The sequence below is a fragment of the Myxococcales bacterium genome (assembly GCA_016699535.1).
In the GTDB taxonomy this organism is placed as follows: Bacteria; Myxococcota_A; Polyangia; order Polyangiales.
Window position 1 is genome coordinate 3308727 of the sequence record CP064980.1, and the last position, 18625, is coordinate 3327351.

The window sequence follows — 18625 nt, forward strand, 5'->3', positions numbered from 1 at the left end:
ACAGCCATGCAATCCATCTTAGAAGCTCGAACTACCGCGCTTTGCTTGATGATAGCAAGCCTGCTGAGTCCCACCTTGGCCTGCGCCCAAAAAAGCGCTTGGACCGAAGCGCTCTTTACCGAAAATCGCGCTTTTGATGACACCAAAGCACCCAGCGTGCTCGTGCACGGGCATGGTCAAACGATGCCGCACACCCTGGTGATATTTTTGCATGGCTGGAATGGTTGTGCGCTGCGCTTAATGAAGGACGGACAGCAGGCATGTTATGAGGGCGGCAGAAAAGGTATGGGCTGGGACCTGGCAAGGCATTTTGATCAGACTGAGCAAGATGCCTTGTTTCTGATCCCGCAGCTTGCGCTACTGAAGCGTCACGGCAAGCCAGGCGCATTCGCTAAAGCCAATGTGTTTCAACGATTTCTCGATGAAAGCCTAGAGCAACTTGAAACGCGAGGTCGACTGAAAGACGCTGACATCGAACACGTCGATTCCATTATCCTTGTTGCGCACAGCGCCGGTTACGAAACGGCGCTTGCCTTGATTGCAAACAGCGGCGTTGAAGAGAAAATCAAAACCATTGTTTTGTTTGATAGTTTATATTCTCAGCCCGAAGCCTTTGCAGATTGGTTGCTTGAAAAGCCCGAACAGCGACGCTTGATTTCTTATTTCCTGCCTAAAGGCACACCCCATCAACTCAATAAGAAGTTACGTGATTTGCTTGATGAGCATCACTACCCTCGCCAAGAACTCGTTGTTCACGCAAACAAAGCGCACTTATCACAGGCTTCGGCACTTTTCATTCAAACACAAGTGCAGCATGGAGCGCTGGCCAAAAGCTATCTTACGCAGGCTTTGCGTTTAGCTTCGAGGCTACTTGCTTTGCCATCGCGTAGTACTCCGAGAAACGCGGATACGCGAGCACGTTGAGCACCAACGCAAACACAAACAAGACCCAGGCTTCTTTGAGTGTTCCAGCGCCGAAGACAACGACTAAGCCAAAAACAGCGATGGATTCATGCAAGGCCCAACTTATAAGCAAGGGGGCCGTGACCCACCCTGGCACACGAAGCATGAGCTGTTCTTGCTCGCCAAGCCCCTCGAGCATGGGCCTGATTTCCGGGCGGGGATCCGCCTGAAGAAATGTTTCTAAGCGTGCTTCGCTTATCAACGTGCGTCGGATGAGCATCGATGCAAGACTCGCCCCGACGACAACCATCATAATGACAGTATTGGGAATTAAAAAAGAGGGCTCTCTGTCCTGAACACTGCTGGCCACGATGAAGCCAATCACAGCGTACATGGGAATGCTGACACACAGCGCAAGCCATATAAACTTCAATGTTGTTTCCAGCTTTCTCTGCTTTTGGCGAAAAAATGAAGATATCGATGGGTCCACAATTAACGAGTCTATTGATTACTTGAGACTTGTCCAGAAAGCGAAGATTCGCGAAAACCAAGGGATATCCGCCATTGTTAGTGCCCTCGGAATACTGTAATTACTATCCTCCTGTCGTGCTTTACAGTAGCCGACAAACATTACTCGCGACTGTTTTAAAAATGAAACAAATAGACGAAATTTAGATTTTTGGTTTGGGCCCATCGAGTTTGACCAAATACCCATTCAAGAGAAAAAAGAGCGGTGGTACAAGAAAGATCCTCAATTTGATCAAACGCTAAAAGAGCGCTGGTTCGATGCTCTGCAAGCCGCCAAACGAGACGCTTTAGACGACTGGGCGACCAGTCCTCGCGGAAGTCTTGCTCTGATTATTCTTATCGATCAATTCGGGCGTAATATTTTTCGAAATACCGCAGCGAGTTTTGAAGGTGATAAAAAAGCACTAGCGATTGCCAAGCAAGCGCTAGACCGACATTTTGATCGGGAACTTCCTTGGGCTATGCGAGTTTTTCTGTATATGCCCTTCATGCATTCCGAGGATTTAGTCGATCAAGAGCATTGTGTGGAATTGTTTAAAAGCCTTAAACACAACGCTCCGGAGCATTTTAAGAAAGCTTTTGACCAGAACATCGACTATGCTATCAAGCACAAGGATATCATCAAGCGCTTTGACCGTTTTCCTCATCGCAATGCCATCCTTGGACGCAAGAGCACGCCTGAGGAATCCGCATTTTTAGAGCAACCAGGTTCATCGTTTTAAATTAATCGTTTTATTTAAGGATTCACACGTGTTTGAAGGCTTCGATCTTAGTCCGGGCTACCATCTCGGCTCTCACTACAAAGTGGTGCGCTTTTTAGGTTGCGGCTCCGAAGGAGAAGTCTATCAGATTGAAGAAACGAAAACTGGGATCCACCGTGCGGCAAAGCTGTATTTTGAGAGCGCTGTGCCAAGCGACAAAGCGGTCGTCTGGCACGCAAAAAAACTAAACAAACTGCGGCACTGCCCCATCGTGCTTCAATACCATCACACGCAGACTGTTCAGCTGCGGGGGCGCCAGGTGCTTTGCCTTATTTCGGAGTTTTGTGAAGGTGTCCCACTTGGCCTTTGGGTGAACTCCCAGCCCAAAAAGCGGCTTCATCCCTATCTCGCCCTGCACATGCTCTATTGGATTGTGTGCGGCGTGGAACGCATTCACGCGCTTGGCGAGTACCACTCAGATATCCATTCACACAACATCCTTGTCTGGCCCCAAGGCGTTGGATTCAATTTGAAGCTGGTCGATTTTTACAATTGGGGCAAGCCCGCGCCTCGAAAGCGAAAGCAAGACGTCATCGATGCTATCAATGTTCTGTACGAATGCCTTGGTGGTAAGAAACGCTATTCCAAACTAAGTCCACAAGTAAAATACATCTGCGCTGGCCTAAAAACGGATCTAATTTTAGAGCGCTTCCCAACGATGAGTGCGCTACGGCTCCACCTTGAAACCTTTGATTGGTATAGAATTCCAAGCCACTAGAACGCTATTGGCTTAGGCGAAAGATAACAAAGCTTAGATCATCGGGCTTGCTTGGAATCTCACTGCCCTGAACTTCAGGAGGACTCATACGCTTGGTGCAGGCCTCGATTAAAGACTGTGCTGCATCCGCGATGGGACCTTTTCGAATGCACTTTACGATTTCTCCAAGGTAGAGATTATCAGTCAGTCCATCACTTGAAATAAGAACGGTATCGTTAGGGCTAAGTTCAACACTCGGACCCACTTCAATACGCATCTCTGAGGTTCCAACATAATTGGAAACGATATGACGCTGCTCGTGTTTCATGGCTTGTAGTTCGTTGATAAGACCAGCTTCGAGACCGTAACCCACCGGACCGTGTGAAATGTTCTGATGCTTAATTCGTCCTCGCCGACCAACCACCAGAATGCTTGAATCGCCTATATGAATAGGTTTTATTTTTTTCTCCTCGATCAAGACAAGTGCCAGCGTGGTAGCTGCGCCAGTTCCTAAAGCCAGAATCTCTTGGTTGGCATGCTCTATACCGCTGATCATGGTTGCCCGACGCAGAACTGAATCGGCGGGTTTCGGCTGCCACGATTTGGCCAAATTCTCGAGTAACATTCGAGCCGCCTTAGCGCCGGAGCGACTCCCTCCCACACCATCGGCCACTGCGATAAAACCAGTTTGCGAGTCGAGCTCCAAAAGAGCGGCGGCGTCTTGGTTTTCGCCGCTGCCTTTGGGTCGTCCTCGACTAAATGCGGCTACAGTGCCCCCCTGCAAAAGGAAAAACCTCCGCAGTCTCTAGATTTGCTTCAAAATACGACCGCATTACATGAGCGATTATATCGAAAGCGGAGGAAAACAACGAAATTCATAAAAATGAATTCATAAAAACACCTCTATGTATGCGATCATCGCAACAAACCCACTACTCTTTTGAACAGTAGGAGACGCGAGCAATGGTGCTTCCGGGCTAGCCAAGCCGATGATTGTGGGCAAGTCGCATGTATTTCGCGGCCAACTGGCGATGAAAGCGCTCATCTTCACCGCTGAGCTTCTTTACAACCTTGCCAGGAACACCAAGCACTAGGCTTCGTGGGGGGATGATCGTTTCAGCAGTGACTAAAGCCCCTGCCCCAATCACGCTGCCTTCTCCAATCACAGCAGCATCAAGCACTGTGGATTGAATGCCAATCAAACATGCATCCTCTACGCGGCAGCCATGCAGCACTACCCGGTGCCCTACGACGACATCGTTGCCAACCCATGTGGGGTCGGTATCGCCAAGATGCACAACTGAACCATCCTGGATATTGCTACCTTCACCAAGGTCAATGCGGTTAATGTCAGCTCGCAGCACAACACCTGGCCACACACTGCTCTTGGGACCAAGCGTCACTTGTCCAATAAGCACCGCTCCGGGAGCAACATATGCATCCTCTGCAACCGAAGGAAGATGCTCGAGATAACGTTTAAAGATCGCGCCAGCAAAACGCTCTTCAAGGACACGAAGACTTCGCTCGAGCTCTTCGATATTTTTCGGTGGCTCGTTTACGGTTTGTACTGAATCAACAATCGTTCGCATGGCTATGTACTATCCTGTATTTCGCAGTCCCTGAGCAATACCATTAAGGGTTGTGCTTAGCACAGCGCGAAGTCTTATCGTTTCATCGCTTTGTTCCCCGTGATTCTTTTTTAGCTTCAGCAGTTTGACCTGAAGCAACGAGAGGGGATCAATGTAGGGATCACGTAGTCTAAGAGCCGCTTGTAGGCCTTCTTGATTATCTAAGAGCGCCTTTTGTTCCCGAATAGCTAGAATGGCGTCCACAGTACTGCGATACTCTTCTTTCAGGCGCTCAAAGAGAGGCCGTCCTTCCGGGCAGAGTTCGCTTATATAGAGTTCTGCGATTTCAAAATCGGCTTTTGCACACACCATTTCGACTTTGGCTAAGAAATCATCAAAAAACGGCCACACCTTGATCATCCGCTGAAGTCTGTGAAGCCCCTTCGCATCGCTCATCACCTTTTTCAAGGCGGTACCAACCCCCAGCCACCCAGGAAGCATGATTCGGTTTTGATTCCAACCAAACACCCAGGGAATGGCACGAATACCTTTGAAGGTTCCCGTTCCCTTATCCCGGTAGGCAGGACGCGAACCAAAATGCACATGCGCAAGCTCTGAGACCGGCGTACTGCTTTGAAACAAGCTAAACAGCTCGGCATGTTCATGGACCATGTCTCGGAAAACCACTAAGGCTTCCTTTGACATCGATTTCATTAACTGTTCAAATTCCGACTGTTCGCTCTGATCGACACCCTTGCGCCAATCTTCAACACAAGCGACCAAGGTGCCCGCAAGACTTACTTCTAAGCTTTGCTGCGCTACAGAAAAGATTCCATACTTCTGAGAAATAACTTCACCTTGTTCGGTGATTTTAACAATACCATCCATCGTGCCCGGAGGAAGCGCGCTTAACGCTCGAACAACCGGCGAGCCACCTCCCCGACCAACGCTTCCGCCACGACCGTGGAAAAGCAAAAGTTGCACGCCCGCATCGCGACACACTTGCGCAAGCTTTCGCTGTGCATCGTACAGGGCCCAAGACGAAGGCAGAAGGCCTGCATCTTTAGCAGAGTCAGAGTATCCCAGCATGACTTCTTGGACTTTTCCGCGAGCTTCAAGCTGTCGCAGGTAAGCTGGGTTTTGGAAAAGTCTTTTCATGACATCCGACGCGTGCTCTAGGTCATCAAGAGTCTCAAACAGCGGCACCACATCAATCTCCGAGCGGGGAATTTCCGCTGCCAAGTCCACCAGACCCGCTTCACGTGCAAGCAGCAAAACCCGAAGCAAGTCGTTCTCCGATTTCGTCATCGAAATGATGTAAGTGTTAGCTGATTCGGAACCAAAACGATCTTGCAAAGTGCGAATCGCATGAAAGGTATCCAATGTCCGTCTACTTCGTTTGGAGAGTTTCGATAAGTCACCCACGAGCGGCCGAGTTCCCAGGAGTTCTTTTTGCAGGGCTGCGGCGTCAAAGGCTTCTAAACGCAACAGCTTGGCGATTTCGTTCAAAGCTTCGGTATGCTCCTGAGCATCCTCACGCAGATCCAAATCGTAACCATGAAAACCATACATCTGCATCCGTAGTAACAAGGGCTGAAGCAACGTGGCCCGTGTCTGATGCGCACCACTTTTTCCCAAGGCCTCATCAACCAGCAATAGATCTTTTTCAAACTCGGCAACGTCTCGATAGCCAACGTAGGTCGCCGCAAGTGGCTGCAAGGGTTTTTCAGAGAGATGCTGCCTAGTTCGTCTCAAGCGACCTCGGATGAAGCTAAGCTTTAGCCGTATGGGCTCGTCAGCATCCCTGCGTTGATTCATTTCCCATATATCAGGCAGATCAAGGCAATCTTTTTGCATGGAAGCTCGCAAACTGGAAGGAACAGGAGCAAGGCGCTCGGAAAAGGAAAAACGTTCAATCAACTGATTGATGTTTTCGATGTATTTGCCAAGCATGCTCCAGGCCGTGTTTTGCACAGCTTCGATTGTAATCTCCGGGGTCACGTAGGGATTACCATCGCGGTCTCCACCGACCCAACTCCCGACACGTACGACGGCTGAAGGGACCAGGGCATCGCCAAACACAAGCTCAAACGCTTCAGAAGTACGTTGCGCCAAATCCGCACCCACCTCAAAGAAACCGTCCTCGAGATACCAAAGATTTGTTCCAACCTCATCCATCACCAAAGGTCGGTCATGACGCACTTCAGAAGTCAGCCATAGCATTTCGACTTCAGCTTCGACTTCTTTTTCGATCTCTTTGATTCGCGTTTCAGACGCATGGTCTCGCTCAAGCAAGCGATCGGCTATCCTCGCCTGCAAAGATAAAACTGTCCGCCGGGTGGCCTCGGTAGGATGTGCGGTAAGCACCGGTCTTACTTGCGTGTGCGCTATCTGTTCTCTAACTTGTTTTGACGTAAAACCTGCTTCTTTTAGACGCAGCATTGCCCACGGAAGTGTACCTGGAGCATGTTCACCGCCAGCATCATCGATCATTTGTTGATGCTTACGCGCACGGTCTACCTGTTCCGCTGTGTTGATAAGCAAGAAAAACAGAGTGAACGCTCGAGAAACAATCGTCCATTGCTTTTCATCGATGCCCTCAAGGTGCTGATAGATCTCAAACAAGTTGGGCGCGCCTTCATCCCGCCGACGTCGGGCACGACACTGGGTACGCATCAACTCCACTGCCTCGAAACTCGCTTGCCCTTCAAGGCGACGGATCACCTGGCCTAAAGTCGAAGAGAGCCAGCGAACATCTTCATGAAGCAAACGAGCACCATGCCCTTTGTGTAGCGACTGTGAATCCATATCAACCTTTTTTAATTCGATAAATGCGAGACCTCCATAAAGGCGCCCGAAGGCTCTTTTGTCAAGCACGAGCGCGGTAGCTAAGCGCTATTTTCCCCAATCTTTAATCAGCGCCACTGCATGCTCCGGATTCTCCCAATGCAGCCGCGAGCAGTGTTGCACATCAATAAGCTGGCCGATATCGCACTTGGGTCGTATAAATGCATGCTCATGAATCACAGCTAACATCTCAAGCGGCTTCATCGGACTAAGCTTTGTATGTTTTGATTGCTCTATCACAACCCAATGAACTTGAGTTGGAAGCACAGGCATTGTCGCCACTTCGCAATCCAACAAAGGATAAATAGGTGAAGTGGCCAGCTGTCCGTGAACATCTTTCATCCGGCGATCCACAAAGCGATTCGAGTTGAACAGTGCCGGCCTTTTTGACGGTTCATCCACTCGTAAATCAAATTGGATACTGCGGGGCAAACCCCACAGAGAATGCCCATCACTCCAGATAAACTCGTCACTCAGGTAGCGAAAGCCTGCCTGCACAGACAGCAGACTTAAAGTCGACTTACCTGCGCCGCTTGGCCCCATCAGAACCACCGCGTTCTTCGATCGAACTACCGAAGCAGCATGCAGTAACATCAAGTCCTTACTCGAGGAAGCCAATTGCAAATAAACCAGTGCTTCGAGCCTAGCTGTCAAATCATCGGCTACCTCAACACGTTCAACATCCTCGCCGTCTTGCTGAATGACAAAAGCATGATTTTTTTCCGACACGACAAACTCGGTAGAATAGACGGGCGGAAGAACAGAGTGTTTGCACTGCCCCCATAACAACTCAAGCTGCCCAAGCAAAAAAGCTGGTCCCGCGATTCTGACTTCAAGGCAAGAGAAGAAAAAGCAAACCCTCATAAAAATTCAACAAGATGCTTTGCTTGCAGTTCACGAACAAAGCTTTCAACGTCTTGTTTAACACGATCATTCGGCACCGGAAGGGTCTGAACAATGCTTTCACAAATCGCATCAACGCTTCGATTGCCATCGATGAGATACCATACGGCCGCTCCAACATTGTTGAGGAGCAAAACACAATTATTCTGCTCGTCGACAAGAGCAAGCTCTTCATCATTCATCTGGTGAGTGGTAATCGTTTTACGTTTTGGAACCATCGTGTTTATTGCACCACCGCATCAAGCATAGTGGCTCTTAGCCTACAAGCCCAGCAAGTTAACGACTCAGCATGCTTGCTGAGTTGTTCTGGCAAGGTATCAAGGTCAAGCCGAACATCCTTCGGCTGGGTTAATATGTCAGACAACCGCTTTTGATAAACATTACCCAAGGGAGAATTGCGTGAAAAAATACAAGGATACACCGTGCCATCCGGTCCTATCGCCGCGCTCCCAGAAAAGCGTGGAGCATCATCGCTTGAGCCACCGCTCTGTTTGTGAATGCCGCCAGCAGCAAGAAGTACTTCTCCACTCTTGGATTTACGAAGCGAAACCCCGCGACCCACATCACTAACGGTATCGTAGCCACTGACTCAGGAGCAATACCAATTTTTTCAAGAAGCTCGCGCACCTTGGGATAGTGATCGAAGTTTTCTTGCATCAACACCACACCAGCACGCGCACGTTTGCCATCTGCGAGTACCCGTTTAATGGCCTCAATAGTACGCCGCTGGCTACCTGGCGTTCGCGTAATGCGGTCGTGCACATCCGGGTCGTGGGAATAAAAAGAAAAGGCAAAGGAAAGCGAATAGCTACGAATTTGATTGTAGAGAGCGTCTCCTAAAGCAAGACCATTGGTATAGATTTCAACATGCTCGAATTTGAGGCGATCGCATTCTTCAACGGCATCAAGAAAATGAGAGCTTATCAGCGGGTCCCCGCCGGTAAGCTGCACGGATTCAAAGCCGAGCGTTTTGGCATCTTTTAGAAGTGCTCGAATGGACTCAAGGCTGAGTTCTTCGTCGCACTGCGGACTTGACTCCGCATAGCAATGAACACACTGCTCATTGCAGCGTTTGGTCAACTCAACAAAAAGTTGCCGATAACCAAAGCCTCGCAAAGCCGAAGCTCGCGTCAGTGGCAGTAGCGGTGATTTTGAAAGTGCCTGAAAAAATTGAGCGCTTAGAGCTCCACCCTGCCCGGCAAAGTGTAAAAGCGACGGAGAAACCGAGCCCGCTAGCACCGACTCACGCCATTGCCCCTCGAGCTCGAAGAGCTTTTTCCCTCCCATGTCTAAAACCGCAAGACTTCGTTCCGTATCCACAACGAGCCAATGCGGCGCGAGCATGTAGCTCGCCGAGCCGTGCGGTTCGGTGGCTCGACTGCTTTGCTGAGCGCGTTCTATGGAAGTCTGCACAAGTATTTTTACCCTTAAAAACAGCCTTCTGGAATAGTCCAAGACCATCCTTTTAAGGAACTGCGATGGCCTTGACGTCTTGACTTCAGGGGGCGAAACTCGCTTGCAGTATCGTGTTCGCCTCACTAAGCCAGCATTTTGCCATGAAGTCCGTTCCAGCAGAAGATTCTTTTTTCAGAAGATGGCTGCGTCGTACATTCACCCTATCCTTAGTCCTGTTTGTTTCGACGATCTACTTATGCAGTTTTCCGCTCACCTTCTTTTTGAGCCTTATTGTTGATTTAGTCAGAAACAAACGATTTAGCTCGATACGCGCTCTGATTTTTTTCGGGCTGTTTCTGTTGTCTGAATTTCACGGTGTCGGCGGTGCCATCATTTTGTGGATCCGATACCGGCTACTTCGTTTCGGTAGCTACGAACAATTCATTCAAGCGAACTACAGGCTTCAGTGGGCCTGGGCTTCGTTTACGGTAAGTTCAACCCTTCGCCTATTTGGAATGCGTCTAAATATTGACGCAGACCCTAAAGACGGTCGCGGCCCGGTGCTGGTTTTCATGCAACACAGCAGCATCGCCGATACCCTGCTGCCCATCTACCTCCTATCCCGGCCTTTTGGACTTAGTTTGCGCTACGTTTTGAAAAAAGAATTGCTCTGGGACCCTTCCATTGACATTGTGGGGCAGCGTCTTCCTAACGTTTTTGTGAACCGAAGCAGCAAGCAGCACTCTAAACAGATTCGCTCGCTGCACAGCCTGGCTTCAAATCTAGGACCGAAGGACGCCGCATTCATTTATCCAGAAGGAACCCGTCGAACCGAAAAGAAGCGGCAGCGTATTATCGCATCCCTTCAAACAACCGGTAACCAAGAGCAAATCGCCTATGCGAAATCACTCGAGCATTTGCTTCCACCTCAACTCGGAGGCTCAATTGCTTTTCTCAATGCAGCTCCGAGCACGGATGCTTTATTTTGTGCGCATGTAGGCTTGGAAGGCTCAACGCAGATTAAAGATGTATGGAAAGGCATGTTGATTGGGAAAACGATTCACGTGAAGTTCTGGCGGTTTGATGGCGCAGACATCCCGACCTCCCCGCCCGCGAGACGTCGCTGGTTTTTAGAAAAATGGTCCTTAATGGACCGTTGGCTTATTGAACAACACCGCAATGGGTGAATTTTATAAAAGCAGTGACAACACTGTTGTTTTAGCAAGCGCTGGAACTGGTAAGACCGAAAGCCTTACTACACTTTTTTTACACGTGCTTCTTGGCGCTGGCGAATCAAAGGATCCGATAAGCGCAAACCACATGGTCGCGCTCACTTTCACAGAAAAAGCGGCAGCAGAAATGAAGCAGCGCATCGCGCATGCCCTTGAACAACTCAAGCAAGGCGTCCCCGATAACGAAGCCCTTCACTCGGTGCAGACACTTCGAGCCTCGCTCAAGAGCAAGGGTCAACACCTTGACCCTTCGCTCGTGGCAAGAGCGCTTCAGTTATTGCCGAGTGCTCGGATCACAACCTTGCATGCCTTTTGTATGAACATTCTACGCCGTTACGCCACGGTCGCGGGTCTTGCGCCTGACTTTTCACTTCTTAATGAAGTGACGGCCACAGCCATGCTGGACACGGCCATCGAACAAACGATGATCGAAGCGCTGGACGCGGATGAGGCTATCGGCAAGGAGCTGCTCGTCGAGCTTGAAGGCATGCATCTAAGCCCTCATCGCGGAGCAGTGCCTGTCTTGCGAAAGCTGTACCGAGATTTACGCGAAGCAGCGAAGGATCCGGAAGGCACCGAATACCTCGGCTACTATGCTGACGCGCATATCGATCAGGACTTTAAAAAGAACGCTCAGTTACTGGGCTGCTCGCCATCCGACTGTGAGAATCAAGATTTAGCCTGCGCATTTGACGCATTGTTGGGAGCGCACCAACAACTCCAACACAGCGAAGGATTGCACGTCAGCACAAAAAAGGTAGTCGGCAAAATCTTGGAAGCCGTCCAAGCATTGAAAGAACGCTATACGCACACCTCGATTCGCAGCGAACACCTGTTTGAAGCGGCAACACTTCTGGCTGAACAATGCGGAACTGGCAAAGCAAAGGATCTTGAGCCTGCCAACGAAATGCGCGCAGCAGCCATTGCCCTTTTTCTGCTTCCACAGCTTAAGCAACGCTCGCAAGGCATTCACCGTCTGCTTAGCCACATCCACATCCGCTACAATGCGCTTAAATCCGAGCAGAACTCCGTTGATTTCCAAGATCTAACGCTTTATTGCCGCAAGCTTTTGCTCGAGCACCAAGACCTTCGCGAAGAGCTTCAGCGCAACATTGCTACACTTCTTGTGGATGAGTTCCAAGACACCAATGGCCCACAGCGCGATATCATCTATCTACTTCGCAACACTGAGAAGCAAATTTCGCTACCGTTGAATGCAAAACACCTTCAACGCCAGGGCTTATTCATCGTTGGAGATCGCAAACAATCGATTTACGGTTTTCGCGGCGCTGATGTTGCGGTATTTCAAAATGTCGTCTCGGACTTAGGAAACAACCATGCTAAATTGTATGCGCTTCGAACCAGTTATCGAAGCAGTCCAGAGCTCATCGCAGCCCTCAACGCTCTTAGCCGAGCTGCCCTTAAAAAAGACAGCGAGCAAATCTTTGACTTTGATTTCGATGAAGATGACGAAGCTTTGGTATCCTTTCAAGGCACAAAAACCAGCAGCAACTCACCGGCTTTGGAGTTTTTTGACTCGCGCGAGGAGGAAGAATTCTCTGCGGCCAAAGAAGGCTCGTGGATCGCGACACGCGCAAAGCAGTTGATTGAAGACAAAGAGAGCTGCATCGATCGAAAATCCAAGCAACTCCGCCCAATCAACTATGGCGATATGGTTCTATTGCTTCCTCGCTTCAGCAACTTATCGAACTACATCGCGGCATTGCAAAACGAAGAGCTGCCTTACCGAATCGTGCGTGCGCAGGGCTTGTTAAGCACCCAAGAAGCAAAAGACTTATTCAGCCTATGCAAAGTCTTGCTTGAGGAGCACAGCAACCTTGACCTCTTTTCAGTGCTTAGGTCGCCTTGGGTACTACTGTCCGACGATGTCCTCCTACGTTTAGCGATGCAGAGCCGGCAAGATTCAAGACCGCTAAGTTCCCTAAACTGGCCTTATCCCTCTGACGATCACGACGCGGAACGAAAGCGTTTTGAGCGAGCCCTTCCCTTGATTCATCGGCTCCAAGGGCATGTCGAGCGTTTAGGTCTTTCCAAATGCCTGGAGTTGCTTCTTAGCGAACTGCACTACGACACGATCCTTGCAGGAATGCCCTCTGCGAGTGATCGTCTGCGCAATCTTGATTTTCTTTTAGCGCGCATACGTGAGCATGAACTCGAAGGCTGGGATGCACAAAAGATCCTTGTCAACTGGCAGTGGCGTCTTGCCCGTGGTCTTGATGAACCCGCACCATCGTTTAGCGATTCAAATGATCAGAGTTTGTGCGTGATGACGGTTCACCAGTCGAAGGGGCTGGAGTTTCCCGTTGTGTTTGCAGCGGATCTCGGTCGCCGGTCAGCGGAACAGAGCTCGCCGCTTTTATTTGATCCCGATCCCGATGCAGGACTAGCCCTGGGCCTACGCGCCCCGTCGGGTCAGTGGTTATACGATGAGCACGCAAAAAAAGTGCGCGATATTCATCGCGCAAGAGAACGCGCCGAAGCAAAACGCTTGTTTTATGTGCAAATCACACGTGCACGAGACAGACTGATTTTAAGCGGAGCGCCCAGTTCGTTCTACAAAACGCTCCTAAACGAGACTTTGCCAGCACTGGAACAGGCGGGGCTTGCCGGACGACTTTTGCCGAAACTTTCACCGAAGCAAAGCAGCCACGCAAGCTCAAGTGAAACAATGCTCGAATCGGCCTCGCTTATCAAGCAGCTTGATGATGCGCCCCAAATCCGGCCCACGCTTCTTCAAACTGCGGTTACCACTTTGGAGGACTTTGCACTTTGCCCGCGCCGCTACCATGCACGAAGCGTGCTTCGATTGCCGGAGTTTCCAAGGCCTCTCATTAAAGAGCAGGAGCAGGGGCAAAGCATGGACCCATCGAAGCGAGGAACTCGTCTTCACGAAGCGCTCGAGCTAATTGATTTTGGCAAAGCTTTGCAAAGCCCCACAGAGTACAGTCAAACAGTCTTTAAAGAAGAGAGCAATGCTGAGGAACTTCAAAAGCGTCTCAGTCATTTTCTAACGAGCGATTACGCGGCTTGCATCGCACGCTCGGAGCAGCAACACCGAGAGCTTCCCTTTACGCTAAAGGTCGATGCCACACAGGGCAGCATTGTCTTGCGCGGACAAATCGATTTACTTCACGGTGATAATAAGAGCATGGACCTCGTGGACTACAAAGCTGCACGCCCTAAAGGTTCTAGTCCCGCAGAACGCTACCGTTTTCAGCTTGATATCTACCGACATGCCCTTAGGCGTGTGCTGCCAGCGCATACCAAACTTCGAGCAGGCATTGTTTTCCTTGATGGACGTAGCAGCGCTCCTGTGTTTTTGGAAGCGCAACATGATTCTGATACTTTTGAAGAGAAACTAGGGAAGCTCGCCGATGCTTTACTCGAAGCGAGCACCCGCAATAACTTTGAAGGCAAAGAGGAAAGTTATTGCAAACAAATCGACTGCGGTTTTCGTTGGCTGTGTCATGCCAAAGACAATGACAGCGAAGCGACGTATTTACACAACGGGCTCTAGGCCATGCATATTAAAGGCAACAATGGCACGCGCCGCCCGTTCGACATCGATGTCCGATTTAAAATCACCCATCACGTACTCTTCCATAACCTGCTTGACCGTGCCGAGCACGCACGATGCGGACACCTCAACATCAATATTTCCAATCACACCAATAGACTGACCGTTGCGGATGGATTCCCGAATAAAGTGCCGTAGTGATCCATAGAAGTTGTTGAGAATCTCCCGCGCCTCGGCATCAAGGCTTACCGCTTCACGCACGATAATTGTCGCAAGTGAACGATCGCGCACGACGGTATTAAGAATGCGCTGCACTGTTTGCACCAACTGCTGATCTATCGGCGGTGCGTCCGAACCAAGATCCACACCAACGACACTTGCCCGTAGCCGCTCAAGAAGTTCTTTGAGCAAGGCTAGGAACACGGCGCCTTTGCTTTCGAAGTAAAGATAAAATGTGCCGCGTGCTATGCCGGCGCTCTCAATAATATCGGCAATACGTGTTTGATGGAAACCGCTCTTTGAAAACACCTCCGCAGCAGCATCGAGAATCTCGGCTCGACGGCGGCTACGCGGACTTGTGCCTTGTTTTTTTAACGGCTTGGTAGAAGAAATCTCCGTACTCATACGTTCAACCTAAGTGCTCTTGGAAGAGTGTTAAGGGTTAAGGGCTTTAGGCGACAAATCTCGCCATCAATCATCACATCAACTTGACCGAGACCCTCAAAGCGCAAGCTCTTGCAGGCGTACCCATGTATGGCGGTATGGGCCAAATGCCGGCCCTGGTAGATTGCCGGAAAGGTTCGGAGAAGATCCAAAACCGACAGCGGCTCGACATGCACCACGTTGAATTTTCCATCGTCAACTTTGGCATCAGGCGCCATATGCATCGTGCCACCCGTAAACTGACTGTTGCAGACGGAAAACATCATGTAGTCAACCTTGTCATGTTTTTCGTCATTTTCATGCCAAACGTGGCATGTTTTTTGCGGAATTGATGCCAGTTTTGTCAAAACTGCCATAGCATAGCCGACGTGTCCGAAGGCCTTGAAGTAGCGGTTTCGAAGCGCACCCACTTGTGCACTAAAGCGAATACTAAAGATGTTAAGAAAGAAAAGCAGACCGTGTTCGTGCCGCAGCTCAATGAGATCCACCAAGCGCTCTTTTCCCGAATCAAAACGCTCAAGGGCTGCCTTTGTGTCGCTGATGCCGAAGTCGCGCAAAAAAGAATTGCCCGTGCCTAACGGTAGAATACCAAAACGCAGCGTTTGGTCTTCAAGGGCCTCGGGGAATAAACCGTTGAGCACTTCGTAGGTGGTGCCATCACCGCCTACCGAAAGAAAACAACGCTTACCTTCTTTCATGGCGTTGCGCGCAAGCAGGGTCGCGGAGCCTTTGGCAGTGGTGTTGAGCCGCTCGACGTGCCAGCCTCGCTCTTTTAGCTCGGCCAGAGCCTCGTTGGCCAACTTGCCACAACGCCCCGCTCCGGCCGCACCATTAACAATCGCCACGCATTCCTTATTCATCGCAATGCCATCATCTCCTCGCTACTGCTCTGTTCCCGAAGCATGGCAGCAAGGCTTTCGCGCTTTAGTTTCAACGATGCTGTGCGCGGAAAATGCTCCGGCCAAAACAAAACACCCTGCAAGCGTTTGTAGTCCGGCAAGCTTTGGTTTTTTTGTTTGAGTCCATCAATGACGCTTTGTCGATCTTGCTCGGAGCGCACCACAGCCACAAGACTGTTGTGCTCAAGTTGCTCTTTTTGCCAGAGGTAGTTGCTGGCCATGACAGCCAGCTCTTCACAAGGAAGGTCTTCAAAGGCACTTTCCACATCTTCTGGATAAACATTTTTGCCGCCAGCCGTCACAATCATGTTTTTAGAGCGGCCGAGCAAACGCAGATGCCCCGCAGAGTCGATGGCTCCAAGGTCTCCGGTCTTGAGCCAACCGTCCTCAAAAACAGCCGCGCTAAGTTCTGGCGCATCGAGATAACCCAGCATGACCGTATCGCCTCGCACCCAAACCTCACCCACACCGTCGGCGTTTTGATGAGCAAGTTTCAGTTCAGTACCAGGCACCGGCTTGCCCACGCTGTCTCCGCGAAAGGGCCGCAAATCATTAACGGTGAGTACGGTACAGGCCTCGGTAAGACCATAACCAATCGCGACCGGGATGCCCAGGCGGTAGAAAAACTCGGCACGCTTTTGGTCCACCATTGCACCACCACAAAACAAAACTTTAAGCTCGCCACCAAAAGCTTCATGAATGGGCGCAATAAGACGTTTTGAGAGCGCATGATTGGGTGAACGTTGAGTGCACCAACGGTTTACTGCGCTCAAGGTCGATAGAAGCTTTTGCTTGTAGGTTGGAGATGCTTGGATCTTTTCGCGAATCGCACGCTCGAAGGCTTCAAGCAAAAGAGGAACCACAGCCATGTGCGTGATGCGCTTCTTTTGCATGGTATCCAAAATGAACTCGGGCCTTAGTGCACGCTGATGAACTACCGTGGCTCCGCCAAAAAAGGGTCCTAAAAAGCCACACATAAAATCAATGGCATGGTTGGTGGGCAAAATGGAAAAGTAGCGGTCCCCCTCGCCGAGCGGAAAAAGTACGTTCAACGAGGCATACTGCGCAAGGTAGTTACCGTGGCTCAGCATGCAGCCCTTGGGTGTGCCCCCAGTGCCGGATGAATAGACAATCGTTGCTAAGTCATCACGGCCTGCCGTGGAGCATGTTTTGAAATCAAGTTCAGCGGCTGGTAAATGCTCCCAGCGAACGGTGTTCGCAATGAACGCTTGATCTGGCAGCTCCGAGACCAAGGCCGCAAGTGTTGTGCACTGATGAAGCTTTTGCCATACCGCGTATTCACTCAACACAAGCTTTACGCCGCTGTGCTGTAGCAACGCCGCTTGCTCTTGAGCGCTCAGCTTGTAGTCGATCGGCACAAGCACAGCGCCACGAAGAAAAATCGCATAAGCGCCGATTAACCAATTGCTTTGGTTGCTCATGACAATCGCAACGCGATCGTTGGAGTCGACATGCTGCGACTTTAGAAAAGCCAGCACCCTTGCCGCTTCTTTGGCGACATCAAGATAACTTAGGGCGCGCACTTGCCGTTTTCGATTCATTTCACAAAGCGCAAGTGAGTCTTTGTAAGTGATGATCGAGTCGCGAAGCGCTTCGCCTAGGTTATTCCAATGTTTAGGGCTCATGACTGTCGCTTTCGAATCAGCTCCGCAAGACGGGAAAAAGTGGTAACGCCTTGAAGTTCGTAATCAGGAATCTCAACGTCAAAGGCATGCTCGAGATCACTCAGCAGTTCCATCGCTCTAAAGCTATCAATACCGAGTTGCTGAAAAAAATCCTCGTTGGGACTCAACGTTTCTTTGGCCACCCCAAAGCGTTTCGCAGCAAGTTCGATCAAGCGGAGTTCAATACTTTGTTCATTCATGGCAGATAAGGCCTTAAATCATTTCTGGTTACAAAACTCTGCAAAGCTTCAAACACGGTCGGCTCCATCATAAGCTTGCAGAAAAGTTCTTTTTCTTGCTCAAGTTCCTCTAGCGGCAAAGCTTTCACAAATTGCTTTGCTTGCCGCACGGTGTGTTTTGAGAAACGAGCACACTGCTGAGCCAGGGCGCGTGCGGCGCTCAGTGCCTCACCCTTCGCCAGCCGTTGCGAAACAAGGCCAAGTTCATAAGCCCGTTTGGCGTTGAGACTCCGGCCGCTGAATAACAAATCACGAACCACGGCATTCCCGAGATCACGACCTAAACGCGGAAGCCCACCAAAACCAGGAACCAACCCCAGGCGCAGCTCAGGAAAACAAAACGACTGCTCGCATCCGCTACCATGACATCGCAAGTCAGCGCGAGCTCGAAACCACCACCGAATACCGGACCGTGCAAAGCCGCTATCGTTGTGGTTGGCGCGCTATCGATGATGTTGAACACTCGGTGGATTCGATTCAAAAAATCCCGCACTTGCTCAAGCGCCACTTGTTTTTCTTCGGCTGTGTGAGCATCACTCAAAAAGTGATACAGGGCTTTGAGATCCGCACCGGCACAAAAGCCGCTTTGAAGGCTACTGTAAATTACGAGGGGCGGAAGGCTTGAGGCGCTTTGTATATAGTCAGCAAGCACTTCAAGTTCGTCCAATGTTTCAAGGCCAATCTCGTTACAAGGAGCGCGGTGAAGCTCAACCTCAAGCACTGAGTCGCGAAGCGCACAACAAATTGTTTTTCCTTGGTAGTCCATG

General features: G+C 50.3%; 19 protein-coding genes. 5 read left to right on the forward strand and 14 right to left on the reverse strand.

Annotated features, from left to right (window positions below):
• Positions 1–6: 6 nt before the first annotated feature.
• A complete protein-coding gene (locus IPJ88_15595; protein ID QQR89598.1) occupies positions 7–924 on the forward strand; it encodes a hypothetical protein in 918 nt (305 codons plus the stop codon).
• Here the strand turns inward: IPJ88_15595 and IPJ88_15600 are convergent.
• Positions 839–1336, reverse strand: a complete 498-nt coding sequence (locus IPJ88_15600; protein ID QQR89599.1) for a hypothetical protein — start codon at positions 1334–1336, stop codon at positions 839–841. The two genes, IPJ88_15595 and IPJ88_15600, sit on opposite strands and share 86 nt — an antisense overlap.
• A gap of 196 nt (positions 1337–1532) precedes the next feature.
• Between IPJ88_15600 and IPJ88_15605 the strand changes: the two genes are divergently transcribed.
• Together IPJ88_15605 and IPJ88_15610 are read left to right on the forward strand one after the other, a co-directional pair.
• Complete coding sequence (locus IPJ88_15605) at positions 1533–2153, forward strand: DUF924 domain-containing protein (GenBank protein QQR92060.1); 621 nt, start codon at positions 1533–1535, stop codon at positions 2151–2153.
• A gap of 28 nt (positions 2154–2181) precedes the next feature.
• Entirely contained in the window at positions 2182–2910 is a 729-nt protein-coding gene (locus tag IPJ88_15610; protein QQR89600.1) for a protein kinase, read from the forward strand.
• Between the two features lie 4 nt (positions 2911–2914).
• Here the strand turns inward: IPJ88_15610 and IPJ88_15615 are convergent, their stop codons facing one another.
• The 7 genes from IPJ88_15615 to IPJ88_15645 form a co-directional block, all read right to left on the reverse strand.
• A complete protein-coding gene (locus tag IPJ88_15615) occupies positions 2915–3673 on the reverse strand; it encodes a serine/threonine-protein phosphatase (GenBank protein ID QQR89601.1) in 759 nt (252 codons plus the stop codon).
• 193 nt (positions 3674–3866) lie between these two features.
• On the reverse strand, positions 3867–4478 hold the full coding sequence (locus IPJ88_15620) for a gamma carbonic anhydrase family protein (protein ID QQR89602.1): 612 nt from the start codon (positions 4476–4478) through the stop codon (positions 3867–3869).
• Between the two features lie 9 nt (positions 4479–4487).
• Positions 4488–7265 carry a phosphoenolpyruvate carboxylase gene (gene ppc, locus IPJ88_15625; protein QQR89603.1) on the reverse strand — a complete coding sequence of 926 codons (2778 nt, stop codon included), beginning with the start codon at positions 7263–7265 and terminating at the stop codon, positions 4488–4490.
• Positions 7266–7352: 87 nt separating this feature from the next.
• On the reverse strand, positions 7353–8033 hold the full coding sequence (locus tag IPJ88_15630; protein QQR89604.1) for a hypothetical protein: 681 nt from the start codon (positions 8031–8033) through the stop codon (positions 7353–7355).
• A 131-nt stretch (positions 8034–8164) separates the two neighbouring features.
• Positions 8165–8425, reverse strand: a complete 261-nt coding sequence (locus IPJ88_15635) for a PqqD family protein (GenBank protein QQR89605.1) — start codon at positions 8423–8425, stop codon at positions 8165–8167.
• Positions 8426–8430: 5 nt separating this feature from the next.
• Positions 8431–8628 (reverse strand): hypothetical protein, encoded by a 198-nt coding sequence (locus IPJ88_15640; protein QQR89606.1) that lies wholly within the window; start codon positions 8626–8628, stop codon positions 8431–8433.
• A gap of 14 nt (positions 8629–8642) precedes the next feature.
• Positions 8643–9620, reverse strand: coding sequence for a radical SAM protein (locus tag IPJ88_15645; GenBank protein ID QQR89607.1), 978 nt, complete (start codon positions 9618–9620; stop codon positions 8643–8645).
• A 341-nt stretch (positions 9621–9961) separates the two neighbouring features.
• On the opposite strand from IPJ88_15645, the gene IPJ88_15650 reads away from it, so the two are divergent.
• Both IPJ88_15650 and IPJ88_15655 read left to right on the forward strand, forming a co-directional pair.
• Complete coding sequence (locus IPJ88_15650; GenBank protein ID QQR89608.1) at positions 9962–10789, forward strand: lysophospholipid acyltransferase family protein; 828 nt, start codon at positions 9962–9964, stop codon at positions 10787–10789.
• The gene (locus IPJ88_15655) at positions 10782–14372 is read left to right on the forward strand and encodes a UvrD-helicase domain-containing protein (GenBank protein ID QQR89609.1); all 3591 of its coding nucleotides are present in this window, start codon (positions 10782–10784) and stop codon (positions 14370–14372) included. The genes IPJ88_15650 and IPJ88_15655 overlap by 8 nt, the downstream gene beginning before the upstream one ends.
• Here IPJ88_15655 and IPJ88_15660 read toward each other — a convergent pair.
• Genes IPJ88_15660 through IPJ88_15685 form a run of 6 tightly spaced genes read right to left on the reverse strand, consistent with a single transcriptional unit; the run spans position 14355 to position 18624 of the window.
• Positions 14355–14996: a TetR/AcrR family transcriptional regulator gene (locus IPJ88_15660; protein QQR89610.1), complete on the reverse strand. Its 642-nt coding sequence runs from the start codon at positions 14994–14996 to the stop codon at positions 14355–14357. The genes IPJ88_15655 and IPJ88_15660 overlap by 18 nt on opposite strands.
• Positions 14993–15895, reverse strand: coding sequence for a diacylglycerol kinase family lipid kinase (locus IPJ88_15665; protein ID QQR89611.1), 903 nt, complete (start codon positions 15893–15895; stop codon positions 14993–14995). Before IPJ88_15665 ends, IPJ88_15660 begins: the two co-directional genes overlap by 4 nt.
• Entirely contained in the window at positions 15892–17580 is a 1689-nt protein-coding gene (locus IPJ88_15670; protein QQR89612.1) for an AMP-binding protein, read from the reverse strand. The genes IPJ88_15665 and IPJ88_15670 overlap by 4 nt, the downstream gene beginning before the upstream one ends.
• Positions 17577–17819, reverse strand: coding sequence for a hypothetical protein (locus tag IPJ88_15675; protein QQR89613.1), 243 nt, complete (start codon positions 17817–17819; stop codon positions 17577–17579). Before IPJ88_15675 ends, IPJ88_15670 begins: the two co-directional genes overlap by 4 nt.
• Positions 17816–18172 carry a hypothetical protein gene (locus IPJ88_15680; GenBank protein QQR89614.1) on the reverse strand — a complete coding sequence of 119 codons (357 nt, stop codon included), beginning with the start codon at positions 18170–18172 and terminating at the stop codon, positions 17816–17818. Before IPJ88_15680 ends, IPJ88_15675 begins: the two co-directional genes overlap by 4 nt.
• Entirely contained in the window at positions 18139–18624 is a 486-nt protein-coding gene (locus IPJ88_15685; GenBank protein ID QQR89615.1) for an enoyl-CoA hydratase/isomerase family protein, read from the reverse strand. Before IPJ88_15685 ends, IPJ88_15680 begins: the two co-directional genes overlap by 34 nt.
• Between the last annotated feature and the right edge of the window lies 1 nt (position 18625).

Bases quoted from the DNA above. Each gene is read 5' to 3' on its own strand.
- IPJ88_15685 (QQR89615.1), bottom strand. From the start codon at position 18,624: ATGGACTACCAAGGAAAAACAATTTGTTGTGCGCTTCGCGACTCAGTG.
- IPJ88_15670 (QQR89612.1), bottom strand. From the start codon at position 17,580: ATGAGCCCTAAACATTGGAATAACCTAGGCGAAGCGCTTCGCGACTCG.
- IPJ88_15675 (QQR89613.1), bottom strand. From the start codon at position 17,819: ATGAATGAACAAAGTATTGAACTCCGCTTGATCGAACTTGCTGCGAAA.
- IPJ88_15655 (QQR89609.1), top strand. From the start codon at position 10,782: ATGGGTGAATTTTATAAAAGCAGTGACAACACTGTTGTTTTAGCAAGC.
- IPJ88_15665 (QQR89611.1), bottom strand. From the start codon at position 15,895: ATGAATAAGGAATGCGTGGCGATTGTTAATGGTGCGGCCGGAGCGGGG.
- IPJ88_15620 (QQR89602.1), bottom strand. From the start codon at position 4,478: ATGCGAACGATTGTTGATTCAGTACAAACCGTAAACGAGCCACCGAAA.
- IPJ88_15595 (QQR89598.1), top strand. From the start codon at position 7: ATGCAATCCATCTTAGAAGCTCGAACTACCGCGCTTTGCTTGATGATA.
- IPJ88_15635 (QQR89605.1), bottom strand. From the start codon at position 8,425: ATGGTTCCAAAACGTAAAACGATTACCACTCACCAGATGAATGATGAA.
- IPJ88_15660 (QQR89610.1), bottom strand. From the start codon at position 14,996: ATGAGTACGGAGATTTCTTCTACCAAGCCGTTAAAAAAACAAGGCACA.
- ppc (QQR89603.1), bottom strand. From the start codon at position 7,265: ATGGATTCACAGTCGCTACACAAAGGGCATGGTGCTCGTTTGCTTCAT.